17 protein-coding genes, 4 pseudogenes and 1 riboswitch are annotated in these 23,730 nt (G+C 59.5%); of the genes and pseudogenes, 7 read left to right on the forward strand and 14 right to left on the reverse strand.

Translation table 11 applies throughout. From position 1 onward, the window contains the following. Nucleotide 1 precedes the first annotated feature (1 nt). The 9 genes and pseudogenes from JNO11_RS18120 to JNO11_RS18160 all read right to left on the reverse strand — a co-directional run bounded on the left by JNO11_RS18120 (nucleotide 2) and on the right by JNO11_RS18160 (nucleotide 11,416). Complete coding sequence (locus JNO11_RS18120) at nucleotides 2-505, reverse strand: TIGR00645 family protein (RefSeq protein WP_325177556.1); 504 nt, start codon at nucleotides 503-505, stop codon at nucleotides 2-4. A gap of 54 nt (nucleotides 506-559) precedes the next feature. Next, nucleotides 560-3,235, reverse strand: coding sequence for a two-component system sensor histidine kinase KdpD (gene kdpD / locus JNO11_RS18125; protein WP_010253433.1), 2,676 nt, complete (start codon nucleotides 3,233-3,235; stop codon nucleotides 560-562). A gap of 16 nt (nucleotides 3,236-3,251) precedes the next feature. Then, nucleotides 3,252-3,819, reverse strand: a pseudogene (gene kdpC / locus JNO11_RS18130) (potassium-transporting ATPase subunit KdpC). A 10-nt stretch (nucleotides 3,820-3,829) separates the two neighbouring features. Continuing rightward, nucleotides 3,830-5,878 carry a potassium-transporting ATPase subunit KdpB gene (kdpB, locus tag JNO11_RS18135; RefSeq protein WP_010671495.1) on the reverse strand — a complete coding sequence of 683 codons (2,049 nt, stop codon included), beginning with the start codon at nucleotides 5,876-5,878 and terminating at the stop codon, nucleotides 3,830-3,832. Next, on the reverse strand, nucleotides 5,875-7,563 hold the full coding sequence (gene kdpA / locus JNO11_RS18140; RefSeq protein ID WP_325177557.1) for a potassium-transporting ATPase subunit KdpA: 1,689 nt from the start codon (nucleotides 7,561-7,563) through the stop codon (nucleotides 5,875-5,877). Before kdpA ends, kdpB begins: the two co-directional genes overlap by 4 nt. Beyond that, on the reverse strand, nucleotides 7,563-7,652 hold the full coding sequence (kdpF, locus tag JNO11_RS18145; RefSeq protein ID WP_010253443.1) for a K(+)-transporting ATPase subunit F: 90 nt from the start codon (nucleotides 7,650-7,652) through the stop codon (nucleotides 7,563-7,565). The genes kdpA and kdpF overlap by 1 nt, the downstream gene beginning before the upstream one ends. Nucleotides 7,653-7,760: 108 nt before the next feature. Beyond that, nucleotides 7,761-8,927: an HD-GYP domain-containing protein gene (locus JNO11_RS18150; RefSeq protein WP_010253446.1), complete on the reverse strand. Its 1,167-nt coding sequence runs from the start codon at nucleotides 8,925-8,927 to the stop codon at nucleotides 7,761-7,763. Nucleotides 8,928-9,086: 159 nt separating this feature from the next. Next, nucleotides 9,087-10,043: a 2-hydroxyacid dehydrogenase gene (locus tag JNO11_RS18155; protein WP_187500728.1), complete on the reverse strand. Its 957-nt coding sequence runs from the start codon at nucleotides 10,041-10,043 to the stop codon at nucleotides 9,087-9,089. Further along, nucleotides 10,024-11,416: pseudogene (locus JNO11_RS18160) on the reverse strand (MFS transporter). The gene JNO11_RS18155 and the pseudogene JNO11_RS18160 overlap by 20 nt, the downstream one beginning before the upstream one ends. Before the next feature lie 420 nt (nucleotides 11,417-11,836). Between JNO11_RS18160 and JNO11_RS18165 the strand changes: the two are divergent. Continuing rightward, nucleotides 11,837-12,754, forward strand: coding sequence for a sugar ABC transporter substrate-binding protein (locus JNO11_RS18165; RefSeq protein WP_325177558.1), 918 nt, complete (start codon nucleotides 11,837-11,839; stop codon nucleotides 12,752-12,754). 35 nt (nucleotides 12,755-12,789) lie between these two features. Here the strand turns inward: JNO11_RS18165 and JNO11_RS18170 are convergent, their stop codons facing one another. After that, complete coding sequence (locus tag JNO11_RS18170; RefSeq protein ID WP_010253457.1) at nucleotides 12,790-13,290, reverse strand: GNAT family N-acetyltransferase; 501 nt, start codon at nucleotides 13,288-13,290, stop codon at nucleotides 12,790-12,792. 72 nt (nucleotides 13,291-13,362) lie between these two features. On the opposite strand from JNO11_RS18170, the pseudogene JNO11_RS18175 reads away from it, so the two are divergent. Further along, nucleotides 13,363-15,196: pseudogene (locus tag JNO11_RS18175) on the forward strand (ABC transporter ATP-binding protein). Here the strand turns inward: JNO11_RS18175 and JNO11_RS18180 are convergent. After that, entirely contained in the window at nucleotides 15,193-16,317 is a 1,125-nt protein-coding gene (locus tag JNO11_RS18180) for a GNAT family N-acetyltransferase (RefSeq protein WP_010253462.1), read from the reverse strand. The pseudogene JNO11_RS18175 and the gene JNO11_RS18180 overlap by 4 nt on opposite strands. 141 nt (nucleotides 16,318-16,458) lie before the next feature. On the opposite strand from JNO11_RS18180, the gene JNO11_RS18185 reads away from it, so the two are divergent. The 3 genes from JNO11_RS18185 (at nucleotide 16,459) to JNO11_RS18195 (ending at nucleotide 19,026) form a co-directional block, all read left to right on the forward strand. Beyond that, on the forward strand, nucleotides 16,459-17,370 hold the full coding sequence (locus JNO11_RS18185) for a LysR family transcriptional regulator (protein WP_029519450.1): 912 nt from the start codon (nucleotides 16,459-16,461) through the stop codon (nucleotides 17,368-17,370). Nucleotides 17,371-17,468: 98 nt separating this feature from the next. Further along, nucleotides 17,469-18,410 carry a glutathione S-transferase family protein gene (locus JNO11_RS18190; protein ID WP_187492279.1) on the forward strand — a complete coding sequence of 314 codons (942 nt, stop codon included), beginning with the start codon at nucleotides 17,469-17,471 and terminating at the stop codon, nucleotides 18,408-18,410. 10 nt (nucleotides 18,411-18,420) lie between these two features. Next, entirely contained in the window at nucleotides 18,421-19,026 is a 606-nt protein-coding gene (locus JNO11_RS18195; RefSeq protein ID WP_325177559.1) for a dienelactone hydrolase family protein, read from the forward strand. Here JNO11_RS18195 and JNO11_RS18200 read toward each other — a convergent pair. Together JNO11_RS18200 and crcB are read right to left on the reverse strand one after the other, a co-directional pair. After that, nucleotides 19,023-19,838 carry a sugar phosphate isomerase/epimerase gene (locus JNO11_RS18200; RefSeq protein WP_325177560.1) on the reverse strand — a complete coding sequence of 272 codons (816 nt, stop codon included), beginning with the start codon at nucleotides 19,836-19,838 and terminating at the stop codon, nucleotides 19,023-19,025. The genes JNO11_RS18195 and JNO11_RS18200 overlap by 4 nt on opposite strands. A gap of 132 nt (nucleotides 19,839-19,970) precedes the next feature. Continuing rightward, nucleotides 19,971-20,348, reverse strand: a complete 378-nt coding sequence (gene crcB, locus JNO11_RS18205) for a fluoride efflux transporter CrcB (protein WP_031593044.1) — start codon at nucleotides 20,346-20,348, stop codon at nucleotides 19,971-19,973. Between the two features lie 89 nt (nucleotides 20,349-20,437). Further along, nucleotides 20,438-20,513, reverse strand: a riboswitch (Fluoride riboswitch). 117 nt (nucleotides 20,514-20,630) lie between these two features. Here crcB and JNO11_RS18210 point away from each other — a divergent pair. Then, nucleotides 20,631-21,551, forward strand: a complete 921-nt coding sequence (locus JNO11_RS18210; RefSeq protein ID WP_033780928.1) for a nucleoside hydrolase — start codon at nucleotides 20,631-20,633, stop codon at nucleotides 21,549-21,551. 23 nt (nucleotides 21,552-21,574) lie between these two features. Here the strand turns inward: JNO11_RS18210 and JNO11_RS18215 are convergent. Then, nucleotides 21,575-22,604: pseudogene (locus tag JNO11_RS18215) on the reverse strand (zinc-binding alcohol dehydrogenase family protein). A gap of 137 nt (nucleotides 22,605-22,741) precedes the next feature. Between JNO11_RS18215 and JNO11_RS18220 the strand changes: the two are divergent. Continuing rightward, nucleotides 22,742-23,644, forward strand: a complete 903-nt coding sequence (locus JNO11_RS18220; RefSeq protein WP_089414967.1) for a GntR family transcriptional regulator — start codon at nucleotides 22,742-22,744, stop codon at nucleotides 23,642-23,644. The last annotated feature ends 86 nt before the right edge of the window (nucleotides 23,645-23,730 follow it).

The raw sequence follows: 23,730 nt of genomic DNA on the forward strand, positions 1-23,730 counted from the left end.
GTTACTTCGGTTTTTTATCGCTGCGCGACATCTGATCCAGCCAGCCCATCACAAAGGCGGAGAGCACAAAGGTCAGGTGGATAATCACGTACCACATCAGCTTGTCGTTTTCGACGTTGCGCGCTTCCATAAACACCCGCAGCAGGTGAATCGAGGAGATGGCGACAATGGAGGCGGCGACTTTGTTTTTCAGCGAGCCGGAGTCCATCTTGCCCAGCCAGCTCAGCTTCTCTTTATCTTCGTCGCTATCGAGCTTAGAGATGAAGTTCTCATAACCTGACAGCATCACCATCACCAGCAGGCCGCCAACCAGCGTCATATCCACCAGCGACAGCAGCAGCAGGATCAGATCGTTTTCCGCAATGCTGAAAATGTTGGGCAGCAGGTGGAAAATTTCCTGGAAAAATTTAATGGTCAGCGCCAGCAATCCCAGCGAAAGTCCAATGTAAACCGGGGCCAGCAACCAGCGCGATGCATACATCAGGTTTTCGGTAAAACGTTCCATACAATCCCACGAATAATCAAACAGGTCCGGGAGTATAACCGATCAACTGTGAAGTTATTTCAGCCCTTCGTCAGAAATTTCAGGGACCGGCGGCAGCGGCAGCGAGAGACGAAATGCCGCGCCACCTTCGGCCCTGTTCTCTGCCCAGATCTGACCGCCGTGGCTCTCGATAATGGTTTTACAGATTGCCAGACCCAGCCCGACGCCCGGCACCGCCGACTCTTTGTCGCCCCGCCAGAATTTATCGAATATCCGGCTTAAATCGTCTTCGGCAATGCCCGGTCCGCTATCCCAGACCGAGATCTCCAGCCGTGATGCCGCACGCCAGGCGCGAATGCCGCGTGGTGCGCTGTTACCGGCATACTTCAGGCTGTTCTCAATCAGGTTGGTGAAGACCCGCTCCAGCAGCGTGCTGTCGCCTTTGATCAGCACAATGTCGTCCGGCAGATCGAGCCGGACCTCATGCCCTTTCAGCGACGGTGCCATGCTGCTCAGCGCCCCGCCGACCACCTCTTCCAGCGCCAGCCACTCCTCACGCAGATTGAGGCCGCCCGACTGAATGCGCGCCATATCCAGCATGTTGCTCACCAGCCGGATGGTGCTCAGCGTCTGCTCGCGGATCTGACTGGCCTGCGGCACATATTTTGAGTTATCGCTGGCCAGGTCGAGCATCAGCATTTCCGCCTGACCAAACAGCACGGTCAGTGGGGTGCGCAGGTCGTGGGACAGCGCCGACAGCAGCGCATTGCGCAGCTGTTCACGCTCCGCCGAGAGCCGGGACGCCGCCTCGCTATGCGACAGCGCCATCCGTTCCAGTGCGTTAGCAATCAGCACCGTAAAGGTTTCCACCAGCCGCTGCTGCTCGGGGATCATCAGCTGACGCAGGTTCTGCGGCTCCACCACCAGCAAACCCCGGCAGTGCGCGCCACTTTTCAGCGGCAGGATCTGATAAGGCACCGCCGGTAAGGTATCAGTGCCCGCACCCGCAGGCTGGCCTTTGCTGTAACTCCATTTAGCAATCGCGCGATCCGGCTCGCTGGCCGGTAACGCATCGCCCACCGGTTGCAGTTCGCCCTGCTCATCCGGTAGCAGCAGCAGGCAGCGCGCCTGTAACGTGGCATCCAGCACCCGCTGGCTGGTGGCGGCGATATCCTGCGGCGTTAACGCACTGCCCAGCGATTTCGCCATCTCATAGAGCTGGCGCGCCCGCTGCTCGCGGTAGCGCGCCACCCGCGCCTGATAACGCACGCCTGCCGTAAGATTGCCGACGATTACGCCCACCGCCAGCATCACGCCAAAGGTCACCAGATATTGCAGATCGGAGACCGCCACCGTGCCGGTGGGGGCAACAAAGAAGAGGTCAAAGGCGACGATATTCATCACCGTGGCGATCACCGACGGCCAGCGACCATAGCGTAGCGCCACGATCACCACCGCCAGCAGATAGATCATCACGCAGTTGGCGGGATCGAAACCGATCAGTACCGACTGCCCGGCGGCGGTTACAAGGATACAGAGCACCAGCGCCATCATTACGCCGCGCAGCTGAATACGCCATTTTTCGCTGGTGACGCGGCCATCCGGCAGCGGATGCGGCGCATCCTTCAGCGGCTCATCCAGCGCCACCACCAGCAGATCGAGATCCGGCCCCAGCTGGCCGAGCCGTTCGGCAAAGCTGTCACGCCGCCAGCGCCGCAGCGGGCGACGACCGGTGACAATTTTGCCCAGATTGTGCGCGCGGGCGTAACCCAATACCGCTTCGGCTTCATCGGGTTCAGAGAGGGTCGCGGTTTCCGCGCCCAGCTCCTGCGCCAGCTGTAACGTACGCAGAATCGCCCGTCGCCGCGCTTCCGGCAGCCGGTGCAGCCGGGGCGTTTCGACATAGACCGCATGCCATTCACTCCCGAGCCGCGCCGCCAGTCGGGCGGCGGTGCGCACCAGCTTTTCACTGCCGCTGTCGTCGCCAATGCAGAGCAGAATGGCGTCGCGGGTGTGCCAGACGCGCTCCCGTCCCTGCTGATCGCGCCAGGCGCGCATCTGATCATCCACCCGATCTGCGGTGCGACGCAGGGCCAGCTCACGCAGGGCGAACAGGTTACCTTTGCGGAAAAAGTTTTCGATGGCGCGTTCCGCGCGGTCGCCAATGTAGACTTTGCCCTCTTTAAGCCGCTGCCGCAGATCGTCGGGCGGCAGATCGACCAGCACCACTTCGTCGGCGCTGTCGAAAAAGGGATCGGGCACGGTTTCGCGCACCTGAATGCCGGTGACGCCGCCTACCACATCATTGAGGCTCTCAAGATGCTGTACGTTGACGGTGGTCAGTACATCGATGCCCGCTTCCAGCAGCTCCTCAATATCCTGCCAGCGCTTGGGATGGCGCGAGCCCTGCACGTTGGTGTGCGCCAGCTCATCCATCAGGATCACCGCCGGATGGCGAGCCAGCGCGGCATCGAGATCAAACTCCGCATGACGCGAGCGGCCGGTTGCGCGACGCGGCAGCAGAGTTAACCCTGTCAGCAGCTGCGCGGTTTCCGGCCGGTCATGGGTCTCTACCACGCCGATTAAGACATCCAGACCCTGCGCGCGCAGCCGCTGTGCCTCCTGCAGCATGGCATAGGTTTTACCCACGCCCGCACAGGCACCAAAGTAAATTTTCAGCTGCCCGCGATGACTTTCGCGATTAGCCTGCAGCAGCGCGTCGGGATCGGGACGCTGGGGTTCGTGGTTCATCGCTTCCTTTACACCATTACAGTTCGTTGAGCGCCATATTCAGCTGCAACACATTGAGGGTCGGTGTGCCGAGGAATGGCATCAGCGGACGATGCGTCATCTTATCTATCAGCGCCTCGACCTGCGGCAACGGCAACTGGCGGCTGGCGGCGATACGCGGTGCCTGCCAAAGGGCGGCCTGTGGCGAAATATCCGGGTCCAGCCCGCTGGCTGACGCGGTGACCAGTTCAACCGGGACGGCGGCAGGTGCCTGCGGATTCGCGGCCCGCAGCGCAGCGACGCGATCGGCTACCGCTTTGTCCAGCGCCGGGTTGCTGGCGGCCAGATTGCTGCCCCCCTGAGGCCAGCGGATTATAAGGTTTATCACCACTGGCTGAAGGGCGGCCCCAGAAATAGTTGAGCTGGGTAAAGTTCTGGCCAATCAGCGCCGACCCGCGCGCCACGCCATCCTCCTCCAGCAGCGAGCCGCTGGACTGGGACGGAAACAGCCACTGCCCCAGACCGGTGGTGAGCAAAGGATAAACCACGCCGGTAACAAGCGTAAGCAGCAACAACAGTAAAATTGCCGGACGTAACTGACTCATTTTTCTCTCCTCAGGCCATGCCTGAAAACACTAACAGCAGATCGATCGCTTTGATGCCGACAAACGGCACCAGCAGGCCACCCAGACCGTAAATCAGCAGGTTGCGGCGCAGCAGCGCAGCAGCGCTCAGTGGGCGGTAGCTGACGCCTTTCAGGGCCAGCGGGATCAGGAAGACAATCACCAGAGCGTTAAAGATCACCGCCGACAGAATCGCACTGGCTGGCGAGTGAAGGTGCATCACGTTAAGCATGTTGAGCTGCGGATAGGTCGCCGCAAACGCCGCCGGAATGATGGCGAAGTATTTCGCCACGTCGTTGGCGATACTGAAGGTAGTCAGCGAACCGCGTGTCATCAGCATCTGTTTACCAATGTGCACCACTTCAAGCAGCTTGGTCGGGTTCGAGTCGAGATCGACCATGTTGCCCGCCTCTTTCGCCGCCTGGGTACCGGAGTTCATCGCCACCGCCACATCCGCCTGCGCCAGTGCTGGCGCATCGTTGGTGCCGTCGCCGGTCATCGCCACTAAACGCCCTTCCGCCTGATACTGGCGGATCAGCGCCAGCTTGGCTTCCGGCGTGGCCTCTGACAGGAAGTCATCCACGCCCGCTTCCGCGGCAATCGCTGCGGCCGTCAGCGGGTTATCGCCGGTGATCATCACCGTTTTGATACCCATTTTGCGCAGTTCGGCAAAGCGCTCTTTGATGCCACCTTTGACGATATCTTTCAGCGCCACCACGCCCAGCACGTTCGCGCCCTCTGACACCACCAGCGGCGTGCCGCCACTGCGTGCCACCTCTTCCACCTGCGCATTGACCTCGGCCGGGAAACGGCCATGGTTCGCTTCGATGTGGCGACGTACCGCATCGACCGCGCCTTTGCGGATCAGTCGATCCTGCACGTTCACGCCGCTCATGCGGGTCTGCGCAGAGAACGGAATAAAACTGGCACCCATGCTGCTGAGATCGCGCTCACGCAGATTAAATCGCTGTTTTGCCAGCACCACGATACTGCGCCCTTCCGGCGTCTCATCGGCCAGCGAGGCGAGCTGTGCGGCGTCGGCCAGTTGCTCTTCGCTGACGCCCGGCGCGGGCAGGAACTGGGTCGCCTGACGGTTACCCAGCGTGATGGTGCCGGTTTTGTCCAGCATCAGCACATCCACATCGCCCGCGGCTTCCACCGCACGTCCGCTGGTCGCAATGACGTTAGCACCCAGCATCCGGCTCATCCCCGCCACGCCAATCGCCGACAGTAAGCCGCCGATGGTGGTCGGGATCAGACAGACCAGCAGCGCCACCAGCACCGTGATGCTGACCGGCGTTCCGCCCCATGCCGAGAACGGCCAGAGTGTCACGGTCGCCAGCAGGAACACGATGGTCAGTGACACCAGCAGGATGGTCAGGGCGATCTCATTCGGGGTTTTACGGCGTTTCGCGCCTTCCACCATGGCGATCATCCGGTCAAGGAAGGTTTCGCCCGGGTTGGCGCTACAGGTGATCACCAGCCAGTCAGAGAGAATGCGGGTCCCGCCGGTGACGGAGGCGAAGTCACCGCCCGACTCGCGGATCACCGGTGCGGACTCACCGGTAATGGCGCTCTCATCCACCGAGGCACCGCCTTCCATCACTTCACCGTCACAGGGAATGATGTCGCCCGCTTCCACCAGCACGGCATCGCCTTTGCGCAGCTCATCGGCACTGACCTGCTGCCACTCGGCGCCATAGCGCGCCGCTGAGAGTTTTTTGGCAAAGCTGGTCTTTTTCACCCCTTTCAGGCTGCTGGCCTGGGCCTTACTGCGCCCTTCTGCCAGCGCCTCCGCCAGGTTGGCGAACAGCACGGTGAACCAGAGCCAGACCGCAATCGCACCGGTAAAGCTGGCGCTGCCGCTGATCCGGCCGGTCAGCATCGCCAGCGCCAGCAGCGAGGTCAGAATACTGCCGAGGTAGACCACAAACATCACCGGGTTACGGAACTGCACCCGGGGATCGAGCTTTTTCACTGCATCCCAGGCCGAGGTACGCAGCAATGCTGCGTCAAATAACGCCTGTTGTTGACGACTCATGAGGATTGTCCCTGAACAAGTTGCAGATGCTCAGCCACCGGGCCCAGCGCCAGAGCAGGAATAAAGGTCAGTGCACCCACCAGCAGCACCGTGCCGATCAGCAGTCCGATAAACAGCGGACCGTGGGTTGGCAGCGTGCCGTTACCCACCGGCTGCACTTTTTTCACCGCCATCGCACCGGCAATCGCCATCACCGGAATGATGATGCCGAAGCGGCCCAGCAGCATGCAGGCAGCCAGTAGCAGGTTCCAGAACGGCGTGTTAGCACTCAGGCCGGCAAAGGCGCTGCCGTTGTTGTTGGCCGCCGAGGAGACCGCGTAGAGCACTTCGCTGAAGCCGTGAATGCCGGGATTGGCCATGGCACTGCGTCCGGCGTCGGTCATCATCGCCAGTGCGGTACCGATCAGCACCAGCGCCGGTGTGACCAGAATCGCCAGCGCGGTCATCTTCATCTCCCAGACGTCGATTTTTTTACCCAGGAATTCCGGAGTACGACCGATCATCAGCCCGGCGATAAACACCGCCAGCAGCACAAACAGCAGCATGCCGTAGAGACCGGCACCGACGCCGCCAAACACCACTTCGCCCAGTTGCATCAGCCACATCGGCACCATGCCACCCAGCGCAGTAAAGGAGTCGTGCATGGCATTCACCGCACCGCAGGAGGCGGCAGTGGTGATAACCGCGAACAGGCTGCTGTTAAGAATGCCAAAGCGCGTCTCTTTACCTTCCATGTTGATGGCGCTGTCAGCACCCAGCTGGAGGAAGTGCGGGTTGCCCTGCAGTTCGGCCCACATGACGACCGAGACCGCCGCCACAAACATCAGCGTCATCGCCCACAGCAGCATGTGGCCCTGACGACGGTCACGCACGCTTTCGCCAAACGCGAAGCAGAGCGCCACCGGGATCAGGAAGATGCTCAGCATCTGCACCAGGTTAGTCAGCACCGTCGGGTTTTCAAATGGATGGGAGGAGTTGGCGTTAAAGAAGCCGCCACCGTTGGTGCCCAGCATTTTGATCGCTTCCTGCGACGCCACCGGCCCCATCGACAGCGTCTGCTGCACGCCTTCCAGCGTGGAGAAACTGTGATAAGGCGCGAAGTTCTGGATGCTGCCCTGGCTGACAAAGAACAGCGCCATCAGCAGGCTGATAGGCAGTAAGACATAGAGCGTGATGCGCGTCAGGTCGCGCCAGGCGTTACCCAGGGTCGCAGAGCTGCGATTAGCGAAGCCACGGATCAATGCAAACGCCACGGCGATACCGGTCGCGGCTGAGAGGAAATTCTGCACCGTCAGGCCCACCATCTGACTAAAATAGCTCAGGGTGCTTTCGCCGCTGTAGGATTGCCAGTTGGTGTTGGTGACGAAGCTCACGGCGGTGTTAAGCGCCAGATGCCAGCTCAGGCCAGGCAGCTGCTGCGGATTCAGCGGCAGCGCGCCCTGCATCAGCAATATTGCCAGCAGCACCACGAAACCCAGCGCATTAAACAGCAGAATGGCCAGCAGGTAGTGAGGCCAGCGCATGTCCGATTGTTGCGCGCCCAGCAGTCGCCACAGCGGCGCTTCCAGGCGGGCAAACACCGGCTTGTCAGCCACTAACGACGCCAGACCCCGTCCGAGCGGCTGCGCCAGCACCATCAGCAGTAGCAGATAGAATGCGATGAGTAAAAAAGCATTGGCCGCCATCAGAAGGCCTCCGCATTTAACAGGGCATAGATCAGATAGCCCAGTAACAACACCACCAGCACAATGCCGGTTATTACGCCCACGCTCACAGGAACCTCCAGAGGATTGGATTTATGGCTTAGCTTGCGCGGAGGCGTATAAAGAAGGGGTTAAAATGCAGCGGGCGGGCGTAAAAATAGTGTAAAAATGGCCAAAAATCAGGCGACTTCCAGCGCCCAGATACGATTGAGATCGACGTTACCCCACAGCGTGCTGTCCTCTGCGCCCACAATGCTGTCGGTGCAGAAGCTGTCGCCAAGGTCGAGCTCTTCCGGTTTCACTTCACGCTGGGCGTGCAGCGACCAGAAGACATGCACGCAGGGACGCATCAGCGATTTTTCGCCCGCTTTCACCACCAGCGCCACCCGGCCGGAGGCCAGACGCACCAGCGATCCCACCGGATAGATGCCGATGGTCCGTACGAAGGTGTGCAGTAAGCCAGGGTCGAAATGGCCGCGCCAGCTCAGCATCTGGTGCATCGCCTCGGCGGGTGTCCAGCCGTTGCGATAGGAGCGGGTCGAAGTGACGGCATCATAGACATCGCACACCGCCGCCATGCGGGCGTAGAGCGAAATCGCCTCGCCTTTCAGGCGGTGCGGATAGCCGCTGCCATCATATTTCTCATGATGATGCAGGGTGATATCGAGCAGATCGTCATCGGCGTCGGCTTCTATCAGCATCTGCGCACCGACCACCGGATGCTCACGCATCACCCTGAACTCCTCTTCAGTCAGCTTGCCCGCTTTGTTCAGGATCGCCAGCGGCACGGCCGCTTTGCCGACATCATGCAGTAAACCGCCCATGCCCACCCGACGCAGTTCCTGTTCATCCAGCCCGAGTTTTTTACCCAGCGCAATCATCAGCCCGCAGACCGCCATGGAGTGCAGGTAGGTGTAGTCATCATGATTTTTTAGTCGCGCCACGCTCAGCATGGCGGAGGGTTCACGCGTGATCGATCCGGCGATTTCATCCACCAGATCCATCATATAATCGAGCTTCAGGCCGTTACCCAGCCGCGCTTCGTTGAACATCGCCAGCACTTTCGGTTTGCCCTGCAAAAAGATCTGCTGTGCCTGATCCAGTTCCTGGAAAAACGGGGTGCGGCCAATGGTTCTCTTCGCGACCGTGGAGGCGATCGGCGCCTGCACCGATCGATCGAGGTCGATCCAGAGCTGGCGGATCCCTTCAGTGCGAAGCATGGCGATTTGTCGGGGATCGGTGATCAGCATCTCATTATGAATGCGCTGGTCTTTTATCCACCAGACCTCCAGCTTGTGGATAAACATCCCTGGGCGCAATTCATCAATGGTAATCAGCTTTATCACGCTATCACTCTTTAATATCAGCGGGTGGTAAGGTGATATCGGCAGCCGGACAAATTTTCTTCAGGCTGTTTTGTGCGAAGGTGAGGGTCTGGTGAGTGGTCAGAGGAGAGGCGTCCTGCCTCGCCCCCGTTTCAGCAGGGAGTTAAGACGCCGCGGTGGTTACACTACCCGGGTCAGCATCGGCTCGCCACGGGCAAACGCCAGCATATTCTCAAAGACCAGGTCAGCCATCGCCGCCATGGTTTCGCGGGTGCTGCTGGCGATATGCGGCGTGATCACCACATTGTCGCGCTGGCGCAGTGCGTCAGGCACCTGCGGCTCCTGTTCAAACACATCCAGCCCGGCACCGGCGATCTGCCCGGTTTCCAGCGCATCCACCAGCGCCTGCTGATCCACCACGCTGCCGCGCGCAATGTTAATCAGATAGCCCTGCGGTCCCAGCGCCTGCAGCACTTCCGCATTGATAATGTGGCGCGTCGCGGCACCGCCCGGCAGGGTCAGCACCAGAAAATCGGCCTGCTGCGCCAGCGCCACCAGGCTCTCATGACGGGTGTAGGGTACATCGGGGCGTGAACGCGGGTTGTAATAGTGAATCGCCATATCAAACGCCTGCGCGCGCCTTGCTACCGCCTGACCGATATTGCCCAGCCCGACGATACCGCACACCTTGCCACCGATTTTGCTGCTCAGCGGAAAGCGGCCCTGCGTCCAGTGACCGGCGCGTGTGAAGCGATCGGCCTCGCTGATGCGGCGCGCCACATCCAGCAGCAGCGCCATCCCCAGATCGGCGACGCAATCATTGAGCACCTCCGGCGTGTTGGTCACCACAATGCCGCGCGATCGGGCGGCTTCCGTATCGATGCTGTCATAACCGACGCCGTTACTGCAGATCGCTTTCAGGTTTGGCAGCGCGGCGATCAGCGCGGCCGGTGCGCCCATCACCGCGTTGCCGCTGGTGACCAGCATGTCGATATCTGCGCCCTGCTCAGCCAGAAAGGCTGCCTCATCTTCCGCCTCCCACAGACGGAACGCGGTGAACGTCTTTTCAATGTTCTCTATCAGCTGCGGCGGCAGGAATTTCCCTCTGATCAGCACCTTACATTGCTTTAATGCCATCTTCTTTCTCCTGATTGTTATAGGATGCCGGGCGATCGCTCTCTTCACCGACGCGTTCAATCGGTCCCATCACCAGCAGGAACAGCAGCGCCGCTACCACGCAGTGTGCCGCCACAAACGCCAGCCCGATGCTGTAGCTGCCGGTCAGACCGACGATGATGCCGAACAGCAGCGGCGTGGTGAAACCGGCAATATTGCCGATGCCGTTAAAAATAGAGCCTGCCAGGCCCACCGCCTCTTTGGGTGCGGTGTCGCTGATCACCGTCCAGGTGCCTGCACCGGCCGCTATACCTTTACCGAAAAAGGCGAAGGACATAATGGCGATAATGCCGCCGTTACCGGGAATAATCGCCGCCAGCACCAGGCTGGACGCCATCAGCATGCCGACGATATAGGGCGTTTTACGCGCCCAGGAGACGCTCCAGCCCCGGGCGATTAACTTGTCTGACAGGTAGCCGCCGCTGATCCCGCCCAGAAAACCAAACAGCGCCGGAGCAACGGTGGCGAAGCCCGCCTCCATGATGTTCATGCCGCGCGCCTGCACCAGATAGATCGGAAACCAGGTAATAAAGAAGTAGCTGAGCGCGATGATGCAGTACTGACCGAGATAGGCGCACCAGAGCATGCGATTAGTGAGCAGCTTTCTGAACATCGCTTTACTGACCGGTGGCCGCGCTTTCAGCGTCTGCGCCGAGTCGATATCCACCAGCGCACCACCGTCAACGATGTGGCGCAGTTCACTCTCTGACACGCCAGGGTGATTGCGCGGCTCGCGCATCCAGGCAGCCCAGACAAACACCGCCAGCAGGCCGATGCCGCCCAGCACAAAGAACGGCCACTCCCAGCCAAAGCGCGACACCAGCCAGCCTGACAGCGGCGAGAAAATGGCGACGGCAAAATATTGCGCCGAGCTGAACAGCGATGAAGCCCGTCCCCGCTCTGCGCCAGGGAACCACATAATCACCACGCGCGCATTGGCGGGAAAGCTGGGTGCCTCGATCAATCCCAGCATAAAGCGCAGACCAAACATCAGCATCAGCGCGCCGGTCATGCCGCTGGAGAACTCGCCAACGAATCCCATCGCCAGCGTCGAGACTGACCAGAGCGCCAGCGTGACGCCATACACTTTTTTTAGCCCCGAAGCGGTCAAGAAACAGCCCGCCGGGAATCTGACCGATAACGTAGGCCCAGCTGAAGGCAGAGAGGATCAATCCCAGCTGGATCGCTGACAGGCCGAACTCCTCTTTGATCGCCGATCCGGAGATCGAGAGGATCGAACGGTCGGCATAAGCCACGACCGACAGAAAGAGGATCAGGCAGAGGATCCAGATGCGCACATGAGACGTCCGGTGAGTCGTTTGGTCTTTAAGCATGAGCTGAATTCCTTAAAAAGCGGCAGGTTGCGCCACGAGGTTTTTTTCAGGAATAACGCTGAGATTTCCCGCTTAAGGAAATATAGATAGGAGGCTAACGATGGATCATTGTGCGGATGTTGAGATCGTCAGGCCCGATTCAACGGTTTTCTGACAACCACCACAAAGGCCAGTGCGATGCTGCACAAAAGCGCAAAAAGCCGCGGCTGACTGCCGCAGAGTGTGCGCCACGTCGAGGATTTCATCGGCGCTGGCAGCTATGACGCGGCGATTTTACGGCAAAGTGTGGCGGCGCTAGCAAGAGTGAAAAGGGCCGGTTGTCAAACCCGGCGACTGTTCATAAGCTGCAAATGATAATCTTTGTCCATTTTTATAATAAATGAAAAATCTATTCCACTCAGTTAACCTCGGGAGTCTGCAATGAAAAAACGTGCATGGGCAATACTCTGTCTGCTCTCTCTTTCCACGTCGGCGCTGGCAGAGAAAATTGGCGTCTCAATGGCCTATTTCGACCAGAACTTTCTGACCATTATCCGCCAGTCGATCGAGAAAGAGGCCAAAGCGCGTCAGCTGGATGCGCAGTTCGAAGATGCACGCGGCGACGTGGGCCGTCAGACCGATCAGGTGCAGAGTTTTATCAGTTCCGGGGTGGACGCGATTATCGTCGATCCGGTCGACTCCGCCAGCACCCCTGCCCTGACCAGACTGGCGCAGCAGGCTCACATTCCGCTGGTCTACGTTAACCGCACGCCGGGCGATAAAACCCTGCCGCCGGGCGTGGTGTTTGTCGGCTCTGACGAACGCGAATCGGGCACGTTGCAGATGGAAGCGCTGGCGAAGCAGGCGGGTTATCGTGGCAAGGTCGCCATTATCATCGGTAACCTCAGCGATGCGGGTGCGCTGCAGCGCACCAAAGATGTCGAGCAGGTGGTAGCAAAGTATCCCGACATGAAAGTGGTGCTGAAGCAGACCGCCAACTATTCGCGTAATGAGGGCATGGATTTAATGCTCAACTGGCTGTCGAACGGGGAAGAGATCGATATTGTCGCCGCCAACAACGACGAAATGGCGATTGGCGCAACTATGGCGATTGCCCAGGCGAAACCGAAGAAAACCATTCTGGTGGGCGGCATTGATGCCACGCCGGATGGCCTGAAAGCCCTGGCAAGCGGCAAACTGGCCGTCACCGTGTTCCAGGATGCCGTGGGTCAGGGCAAAAAATCGGTCGAGGTGGCGCAGCAGATGATCAAAGGGGAAATAGTCGATTCCCACCAGTGGATCCCGTTTGAACTGGTAACGCAGCAGAACATGCAGCAATACAGCAATAAAAATCCGTAATGCAAAGCGGAGCGGCAGCGCTGCCGCTCTGGTTATCACTTCTCGTGCAGCAGTTTCGCCATCATCACCACATCGCGTAGCTGACCGTCGCGCAGGGCGGCCTGCCGCATCACCCCTTCACGCTCAAAGCCCAGCCGCTCATAGAGCCGCAGCGCCCGTTCGTTGTCGTGAAACACCTCCAGCTCCATACGCGTAATCCCCAGCCAGTTACGGGAATAGTCGAGCGCGGTGCGGATCAGGCGCTCACCGACGCCGCGACCGGCGTAATCGGGATGCACACCCAGCCCAAAGCTGATGCAGTGGCGGGTGCGCGGCTTGTTATCCACAAACAGCGTCAGCTCACCGGCCAGCACGCCCTCGATCTCCGCGACAAAGGCGATAAACCCCTCAGCATCCATTCTGGCGATTTTTTTCTCCCAGGTGGCAACGCTGGGAAACGGCAGCTGCAGCGTCCAGGGATAGACATCGGGATGACTGTAGAGTCGCTGATAGGCGGCGGCATCCTGCGGTTCCCGTGCCCGAATAATGATTTCCATATTTTCTCCTTTTAGCCGAACGGGGTTCATGCACTAAGCTGTAGCTCTTTACCGGACGGAAAGAGTATCGCTATGTTGTATCGCCGTTTTGAGCGTTTTATCAATATTTTTCATGACGCGCCCACCGACTCGCCCCCCCTCAACGGTCTGGTCGTTTTACCTCTACTATCTGCGGCAGGTCTGGCCGAGTTTCGCGGCACTGCTGGTAGTGGGACTGGCGTCAGCCCTGATTGAAGTGTCGCTGTTCAGCTATCTGAGCCGCATTATCGATATGGTCAATCACTCCACGCCCGCCAGCCTGTTTCGGGATAACTGGCCGATACTGCTGTGGATGGGGGCGGTGGCGCTGATTCTGCGGCCGATTTTTATCGCCCTGCACGACATGCTGGTGCATCAAAGCATCAGCCCGAGCATGACCAGCATGATCCGCTGGCAGAATCACAACTACGTGCTGCGCCAGAGCCTCAATTTCTTCCAGAACGATTTCGCGGGTCGCATCGCCCAGCGCATTATGCTGACCGGCAGTTCACTGCGCGATTCCGCGGTGCAGCTGGTGGATGCCATCTGGCACGTGCTGATCTACGCGGTGACTTCACTGGTGCTGTTTGCCGGTGCCGACTGGCGGCTGATGATCCCGCTGATTCTGTGGATGGTGGCCTACAGCGCCTCGCTGCGTTTCTTTGTGCCGCGCGTTAAAGCGCGTTCGGTGGTCTCCTCAGAGTCGCGATCTAAGCTGATGGGCACCATTGTCGATGGTTATACCAACATCGCCACCATCAAGCTGTTCGCTCACAGCGATCTGGAACGGCAGTATGCGCGTGAGGCGATTCAGGAGCAGACCGAAAAAACCCAGAACGCCGGTCGCATGGTCACCAGCATGGATCTGACCCTGTCGGCGCTGAACGGCCTGCTGATTGTCTCGACCTCCGGGCTGGCGCTGTGGTTATGGAGCCAGTCGCTGATTAGCGTCGGGGCGATTGCACTGGCGACCGGTCTGGTGATCCGCCTGGTGAATATGTCCGGCTGGATCATGTGGGTGGTCAACGGCATTTTCGAAAATATTGGTACGGTACAGGATGGCCTGAAAACCATTGCGCAGCCGCTGAGCGTGCAGGATGCGCCGCAGGCGAAGCAGCTTAAGGTGACGCGCGGCAACATCCGCTTTGAGGATGTGCGCTTCGATTATGGCGGTGGCCGTCAGGTGATTAACGGCTTTAATCTTGACATCAAACCTGGTGAGAAGATTGGGCTGATTGGTCCCTCGGGCGCCGGTAAATCGACGCTGGTGAACCTGCTGCTGCGCCTCTATGACCTGAACGCAGGGCGGATTGTGATCGACGATCAGGATATCGCCGCCGTGACGCAGGAGAGCCTGCGCAGCCAGATTGGCATGATCACCCAGGACACCTCGCTGCTGCACCGCTCAATCCGTGAAAACCTGCTGTATGGTCGTCCCGACGCCAGCGAAGAGGAGCTGCAGCTTGCGATTCACCGCGCCCGCGCCGATGAGTTTATCCCGCTGCTCTCCGACTCGCTGGGTCGCACCGGGCTGGATGCGCACGTGGGCGAGCGCGGCGTGAAACTGTCGGGCGGTCAGCGTCAGCGTGTGGCGATAGCCCGCGTGCTGCTGAAGGATGCGCCGGTTCTGATCATGGATGAGGCCACCTCGGCGCTCGACTCCGAAGTGGAAGCGGCGATTCAGGAGAGCCTGGAGTCACTGATGCAGGGCAAAACCGTTATCGCCATCGCGCACCGCCTGTCGACCATCGCGAAGATGGATCGGCTGGTGGTGCTGGATAAAGGCGGCATTGCCGAGATGGGCAGCCATCACGAGCTGCTGGCGCAAAACGGTCTCTATGCCCGGCTGTGGCAGCATCAGACCGGCGGTTTTGTCGGCATCGATTAATCGCCGCGTCGATAGGGTAAGGCGTCGCGGGCTTCTTCCGCCCAGCCGCGCACGCCTTCCCGCTCCTGCACCAGAAAATCAGCGACCGCATCACGCAGGCCGGGATGCAGCAGATAGTGCCAGGAGTGGGTAATCTGCGGCTCGAAGCCGCGCACCAGCTTGTGCTCGCCCTGTGCGCCAGCATCAAACCGCGTCAGCCCCTCATCCAGGGCCAAATCCATTCCCTGATAGAAACAGGTTTCGAAGTGCAACCGGTCAAACTCCGCAAGACAGCCCCAGTAGCGGCCATAGAGCGCGTTGCTGTCCCGCAGATAAAACGCCATGGCGGCCGGTTGCTGCTGTAAACGGGCGATCACCACCACAATGTTCTGCGGCATGCGTTCCGCCAGCAGGCTGAAAAAGTCACGCGTCAGATAGGGACGCTGACCGCGCACCGCATAGGTGTTGGCGTAACAGGTATAGACAAAATCCCACTGATCTTCGCGCAGCTGATAGCCCAGGTAGCGGTCAAACTCAAAGCCGCTCTGCATCACCTGCTCACGCTCTTTACGCAGCTGTTTGCGCTTGCGCGACATCAGCGAATCCAGGAAATCCTGAAAATCGCGGTAGCCACGGTTATGCCAGTGATACTGACAGCCGAGCCGGGAGAGCCAGTCGGGCTGATCGGCCAGCAGCTGGTTAGCCTGCGCATCGGTAAAGTTGATATGTGCCCCGCTTAAGCCCTGCTGTAACAGGCTCTCAGGCAGGGCCGACAGCAGTTGCGCCGCGGCAGCGGTTTCACCCAGCAGGCGCGCGCCGCTGACCGGGCTGAAGGGGATCGCGCCCAGCCATTTCGGGTAGTAGCGGATCCCGGCGCGCTGGCTGGCATCCGCCCAGGCGTGATCAAAGACGTACTCGCCCTGTGAATGGCGTTTGCGGTAGCCTGGCAGCGCGGCGCGGGTCACCCCCTCCTCCCGCCATAGCAGATGATCGGGCTGCCAGCCCGCCTCTAACCGTACGCTGCCGCTCTGTTCTAACGTGAGCAGAAAGGCGTGGCGCAAAAAGGGCTGGTCATCAGGCAACAGCGCATCCCACTCGGCGGCCGGGATCTCCGCCAGTGACGTCAGGTGAATCAGCGACATGAATTACTCCAGAGAACGTCGGGCAGAGAGTCAGTCAAGCAGGTTTTCCGCGTCAGCGAAAGGGTTAAGGCACGCAAAGTGAAGGCTGCATCAGCGGAGCACAGCTTCTATACTGCGACTTTATCTCCACAGGACACCGCCATGGATCGACTCGATTGTGACCGGATGTTTGTCACTGTGCTGGAAACCGGCAGCTTTTCTGCGGCGGCGTTACGTCTCGGCACCAGCAGCAGTCAGGCTTCCAAGCTGGTTTCAAAGCTGGAGCAGCGGCTCGGCGTCCAGCTGTTTAAGCGCAGCACGCGCGCCCTGTCACCCACCGATGTCGGGCGCAGCTATTATGAGCGGGTCAAAAACCTGCTCGATGCGTTTGAGACGCTGGATGCCAGCGTGCGTGAAAGCGCTACGACGCCTACCGGCAGGCTGAAAATCAGCGCCCCCGGCTCCTTTGGTACTGTGGTGTTGTCTGAGGTGCTGGTGGCGTTTGCCCGGCGCTATCCGCTGATTGAACTGGATGTCAGCTTTTCAGACCGGTCCGTCAACATCGTCGATGAAGGCTTTGATATGGCGATCCGTATCGGCACCCTCAGCGACAGCAGCCTGGTCGCGCGCAAGCTGGGTGAGGTGCATGTGCGCATCGCCGCCTCGCCGGTCTATCTTGAGCAGTTTGGCACGCCGCAGCACTGGCGCGAGATGCCCCAGCATCAGTGCATCATCGACACCAATTTTCGCGATCCCTGGCACTGGCCGTTTGCCGGCGGCGACGGCGACGGCAGCAGCGAGATTGTCACCGTACCGGTCCGCGGACGTCTGCGCTTCGCCAACACTGAAGCCTGCCTGCAGGCCGCGATGGCCGGACTGGGCATTGCGCGGCTGCCCGGTTTTATCGCAGCTCCCGCGCTGCAACGCGGTGAGATTGTCCGGCTGCTGGAGAATTTCGACACGCCACCGCTTGGCCTGTTTGCGGTTTATCCGCCCGCCCGTCATCTGGCACACCGGGCGCGCCTGCTTATCGACTTCCTGGTGAGTCACTTTACCCGTTTTCCGCCCGCGTAATTTCTTCCAGAATGGAAGAAATGATTGTCTTTATGACCGGATTATCAGCCGTTTAGTCATCAGTTAAGCTGCTTCTCACATTACAGAGGAGTCGCGCGATGTTAGTAGAAGGCAAATGGAGTAGTGACTGGCACCCGGTGCAGTCGACCGATAAACAGGGCGGATTTGTCCGTCAGACGTCCGGTTTCCGGCATTTTATCAGCAGCGATGGCTCCACTGAATTTGCGGCAGAAGCAGATCGCTACCATCTTTATGTGGCGCTGATCTGTCCATGGGCGTCGCGCGCGTTAATTGCCCGCAAGCTCAAAGGGCTGGAGTCGCTGATTAGCGTGACGGTGGTTGAACCGCAGCTCGGTGCCCAGGGCTGGCGCTTTGGCAATTTTCCCGGCGCACAGCAGGACCCGCTGAATCACGCGCAGTACCTGCATGAAATCTATACCCGCGTCGCGCCCGATTACACGGGCCGGGCCACCGTGCCGGTCTTGTGGGACAAGAAAACCGGCACCATTGTCAGCAACGAGTCCGCTGACATTGTGCGTATGTTCAACAGCGGCTTTGGCGATCTGGCCGATAACCGCATCGACCTCTATCCCGCCGCGCTGCGTTCTGAGATTGATGCGCTGAATGAGAGTCTCTATCCGCGTCTGAATAATGGCGTTTACCGCGCCGGGTTCGCCACCACATCGATCAGCTACCAGCAGGCATTTAATGACGTCTTCAGCCAGCTCGACGAACTGGAAGCCCTGCTCAGCGATGGTCGCACCTTCCTGCTGGGTGAACGGCTGACTGAAACTGATATTCGCCTGTTCGTCACCCTGATTCGCTTTGACGTCGCCTATCATGGCCTGTTCAAATGCAACCTGCGCCGGATACGCGACTATACGCTGCTGAATCGCTATCTTAAGAGCATGCTGTCAGTCTCCGGCGTGCGTGAGACGGTCAGCATCGATCATATCAAACAGGGTTACTACTCAATCAAGGCACTGAACCCGAACGGGATCGTTCCGGCAGGCCCGGATCTGAGTGAGTACGGTCTTTAAAGGAGCAATAATGGCAAAAGCACTGGTAATTTTTCTGCATGGCGTAGGCAGTAACGGCGACGATCTGGCACCGATTGGCCGTCACTGGGCGACGCTGTTGCCGGATGTGATTTTTGCCTCACCCAATGCGCCCGAACGTTTTACCGCCGGTTTTGGCTGGCAGTGGTTCAGCCTGGAGGAGGTGACGCCAGAGAACCGGCCAGGTCGGGTACGGGCCGCGCGGGCGGCGTTTGACGCGACCCTCAGCGACGTTATCGCACAGCACGGCTTCGCCGACCGCTGGCAGGATGTGGTGCTGGTCGGCTTTTCACAGGGGTCGATCATGGCGCTGGATGCGCTGGCATCTGGCCGTTATCCGCTGGCGGGCGTGGTCGCCTTTTCGGGTCGTCTGGCGGTTGACGGTGAACTGACGCCACAGCCTCATCTGCCCGCGCTGCTGATCCACGGCCAGGCCGATGAGGTGATCCCGTGGCAGGAGAGCGAATCTGCCGCAGCACGACTCAGGGCCGCATTGTTGCCGGTAGAAGCGCGATTTGAACCCGCCACCGGCCACACCATTTCCGCTCAGGGTGCCATGCACGCCGCCGCGTTTATCGGGCAGTGCTTACAGGATTAACCCCAGCAGCGCTTTAATGCCTGCCAGGCATGACGGGCAGCGACCTCAGGCGGCAGGCGTTTCAGCGCATCATTAAAGACTTCAATGCCCACCGGCCCCTGATAGCCCGCGCTTTTGAGCTTATCGACAAAGCGTTCAATGTCGATAATGCCATCGCCGGGCAGCAGACGCTGGTGCTTCGCCATCGCCATCAGACTCTGCTTATCCTGCGCCGGCATGGCGGCCATGTCACACAGCTGTACTTCATAGATGCGATCTGCCGGAATGCCGTCCAGCTGTGAGGCGTCGCCACCCAGTGCGCAGATATGAAACAGATCGACCACCAGCCCGATATTGGGCTGATCGAGCCGCTGCAATCGCTGCCACGCCAGCGGCAGCGTGTTATCCACGCTGCACCAGGCCATCGGCTCATACATAATGCGCATGTTGTAGCGCGCAGCTTCAGAGGCCATCCAGCGCAGGTCATCATCAATCTGGTCGGCGCAGCAATCCTCGCGGGTGCTGGCCGGCGCCTGAATGGTGTCGCAGCCCAGCGCCTGGGCAATCTGAATAAACTGGCGCAGCTCTTCGCGCTTCTGTCCGCGCAACGCGCTGGGTGCCCCGGTGAAATCGCGCAGCACCTGGAGATTGGTAAAGCCAGGTCCCTGCCGGGCAGCGATCTCAGCCAGTGCCACCGCGCCGCCCTCGCACGCCTCGACATCCTCGCGCCAGATCTCCACCTGATCGAAACCGGCGTCACGCGCCGCCTGAAGTTTCTGGCCGGGCTCACCGTTTAACAGCACCAGGTTAAGGAATGTGGGGTTAGTTCGCATTGCTCGGCTCCTTAATCGTCCGGAATAATCGGTGACGTTCAGCTTCTGCGCCCGTTCATGCAGGATGGTCGGGCGTAAAACCTGAAACAGTATCTACCTCTTAAGGAGTATGACAAGCGCCGCTTAGCCGGATCAGCCCAGCATCGTGACCAGTGCGAAACCGGCAAACGCCATCAGCAGCGAACCGATCACATGCACCAGCGCGCTGGTCATCGCCCAGAGATAGTTCCCTGATTGTAGCAACCCCATTAATTCCGCCGTAAAAGAGGAGAAGGTGGTCAGCCCGCCGCACAGTCCGGTGACGATCAGCAGTTTCCAGATCGGGTCGATGTCGGGATGGCGAACAAACCAGGCCATCGCGCCGCCGATCACCAGACCGCCGATCAGATTCACCAGCAGCGTGCCAGGTGGCAGATTGGGAAAGAGCGCATTAAAGCGCATCGCAAAGAGCCAGCGCAGTACACAGCCGGCAGAGCCGCCGATCATCACAGCCAATAACGGTTTCAACATGTCTTGCTCCTGATTGCAGATTGACGCCGGGCTGAGGGGGGAAAGGCAGAGATAAACTGCGCCTGACACCTCAGCTCCCGCGAAAGGATTGAGTGTCAGGCGTCATCAGCCGGTGTAAAGCCCACCGGCGGTTGGGAAAGGTGGCACGCCATCACCTTGAGCCGGTGATAATACGACGCCCGTTTCAGGCTGGCAACAGTGAGGTCATGGCGGCTGAAAACCTTGACGCGCACGCCACAGACGGAGTAATGCTGATGGTTTACAGCCTGTTGCGGAGACCCTATGCGTACCCTGATTTTTGATACCGATATCGGCGTGGATGACGCCTTTGCGCTGGCCTATGCGGCGCGGACGCAGCATCTGCTGGGGATTACCACGGTCTTCGGCAACGTGGCAGTGGGTCAGGCGGTGAAAAACGCCCGACTGTTTTGCGGGAAAATGGCGATTAACGCGGAGGTCTATCGCGGCTGTTCACGACCGCTGGCGCTGCCACCCTCTGCGCCTGCCAGACTGCACGGTGAAGATGGGCTGGGCGATGCATTTGATAATGCCTGCAGCGATCAGGCGCCGGGCGCGGTGCAGTTTATTATCGACAGCGTGCGGGCGCAGCCGCATCAGATCACCCTGGTGGCGATTGGTCCGCTGACCAATATCGCCACGGCCATTAATCAGGCGCCGGATATTATTCCGCTGGTAAAAGAGCTGGTGATCATGGGCGGCGCATTTGGCACCGACGGGCACAGTGGCAACGTGACGCCCTTCAGCGAATTTAATATCTGGAAAGATCCGCATGCTGCCGATCAGGTGCTCGCCTCGGCACTGAATGTGGTGGTGATCCCGCTGGATGTCACACACAAAGTGCTGATCAGCGGCGATGAGGTTCAGCGTCTGAATCAGCCGGTGCTGAGTGCGATCTGTCGCCCTTACCTGGCTTACAGCCTGCAGAAAGAGGGGTTCGAGGGTATGGCGCTGCACGACACCCTGGCGGTGGCGTGGCTCACTCTGCCACAGGCGTTTACCCTGACCGAAAGCCCGCTGCGGGTGATCACGGAGGGCATCGCCTGCGGTCAGACGGTGCGTAAGCTGAGCGCGCTGGCATCCCGCCAGGATCCCTTTAACGGCCTGACCGCCCAGCGTATCGCACTTGGCGTGGATGCTGACGCGGTGCGGGCGCACTTCTTTCAGACTCTCACCGCGCCCTGAACCACGCGAACCGACTGGCCGCGTTACCGGTCGAAATGAATCACGCCTTTGATCAGCTCGCGGTTGTTGATGATTTGCGCCTCAAAGGTTTCATCCAGCGTGGAGAAGGCCAGATGGTGATTCAGCATCATTTCGGCGCGCAGCTGGCCGCTGGCCATCAGCGCACGCACCCGATCGAAATCTTCACGGGTGGCGTTGCGGCTGCCCATCAGGGTGGTCTCTTTTTTTATGGAATTCACTGTCCGGGATCACCAGATCGCCTTTGTGCAGGCCGACATAAACGATCGTGCCGCCGTGTCGCATCAGGTTGACCGCATTGTTCATCGCCGCCGGGCTGCCGGTGGCGTCGATCACCTTCAGCGCCAGACGGCCACCAAACTCCTCGCGCAGCGCGCTGTAAAACGCTTCATCAGCCGGATTCAGTGCCGCCAGGCCGAGCTGGTCAGCAACATGCTGGCGACGAAATTCGCTGGTATCCGCCACCACCACCTGCGCGCCGCTGGCGGCGGCGATAGCGGCAACACCCAGCCCAATCGGTCCGGCACCCACCACCAGCACCTGCTCATCCGCCACAATTGCGGCACGACGCACTGCATGGGCGCTGATGGCAAAGGGCTCAATCAGCGCAGCCGCTTCCGGCGCGACATCATCCACCACCAGCAGCGTGCTGACCGGCACGCTCAGGTAGTCGCAGAACCCGCCATCCTGATGCACACCAATCACTGAGATCTGCTCACAGCAGTTGGTCTTGCCGCTCTGGCAGGCGTCACAGCGCAGGCAGGAGATGTAGGGCATTAACGCTACCCGCTGGCCCGGCTGAAAGCCCTCCGCATCACTTCCCGGCGCCACGACTTCGGCACAGATTTCATGGCCCAGCACCCGTGGATAGCTGAAGAATGGCTGATTACCGGACCAGGCGTGGATGTCGGTGCCGCAGATTCCCGCGGTGAGGATTTTAATCACTACCTCGCCAGCGGCGGGCGTGGGGATATCGCGGGTGGTCCATACCATCTTACGTGGTTCAGCGATGACCAGTGCTTTCATTGTTGTCATGGTGATTCTCCGGTTGTCCTGCAGGCAGTTATGGCGAATCCTGCACGCGCTGCGGTGTTCGTTTGCGGGAAGTGTGAAGCACCGCGATTTTTTTGGGCTTTGAATGGTTTTTAATGCATAAAAAACCGGAGAGTGAGATGAGCCGCAGCCAGAATTTGCGCCAGAACGTCATCAACCAGATGCTGGAAAGCATCGCTCAGCGCCATATTCGTTCACCGCTGCCGCCCCAGGCGGCACTGGCGGAAATGTTCAATATCAGCCGGACTACGGTGCGCCACACCCTGCACTATCTGCATCAGTGCGGCGTGCTGGATAAGGTGGATCAAACCTGGGTCATCGTGCGCGATCCGCGCGAAGATGACAGTTTTAGCGCGTTAACGCCGCCAATTGAGCAGCAGGCCAGCCACTTTGAGCAGATGTTTTTTAATATGATTAATCAGCGGCAGCTGGTGCCCGGCGATACCTTCAGCGAGCTGCAACTGGCGCAGCAGGTGAAAGTCAGTCCGGTGGTGGTGCGCGAATTCCTGCTGCGCTTTATGCGCTATGACCTGCTGGAGCCGGTCAGACGTGGCCAGTGGCGGATGAAAAAATTCACCCAGGATTACGCCGAGAAGCTGTTTGAACTGCGCGAGATGCTGGAAACCCATGCCCTGAGCCGTTTCCTGAATCTGCCCGCAGGCGACGAACGCTGGGTTCAGGCGCGGGATCTGCTGGATCGTCACCGATCGATGCGCGATACCATCGCCAGCAACTATCGCCACTTTGCCGCGCTGGATCGTCAGATGCATTCGCTGATTTTATCCGCCGCCAACAACCCGTTTTTCAATCAGTCGCTGGAGATTATCTCGGTGATCTTTCACTCGCATTATCAGTGGGATGAGAGCGACCTCAAGCAGCGAAATATTGTGGCGCTGGAGGAGCATATGGCGATTCTGACCGCGCTGATTGGCCGTCAGGATGTCGACGCCCTCTGTGCATTACATAACCATCTGGCAACCGCTAAAACCTCGATGGTGCGCTCAATCGGTCAGTACAATTAAAAACCGATTAAAAACCACAAAGCATTAGCTCCCGCACGATTCAGAAACATCTTTGCAACATCCTTAACCCTTTGCTCTTAGTCTCG

It is taken from the genome of Pantoea sp. 1B4 (genome assembly GCF_016925765.1).
GTDB lineage: Bacteria > Pseudomonadota > Gammaproteobacteria > Enterobacterales > Enterobacteriaceae > Pantoea > Pantoea agglomerans.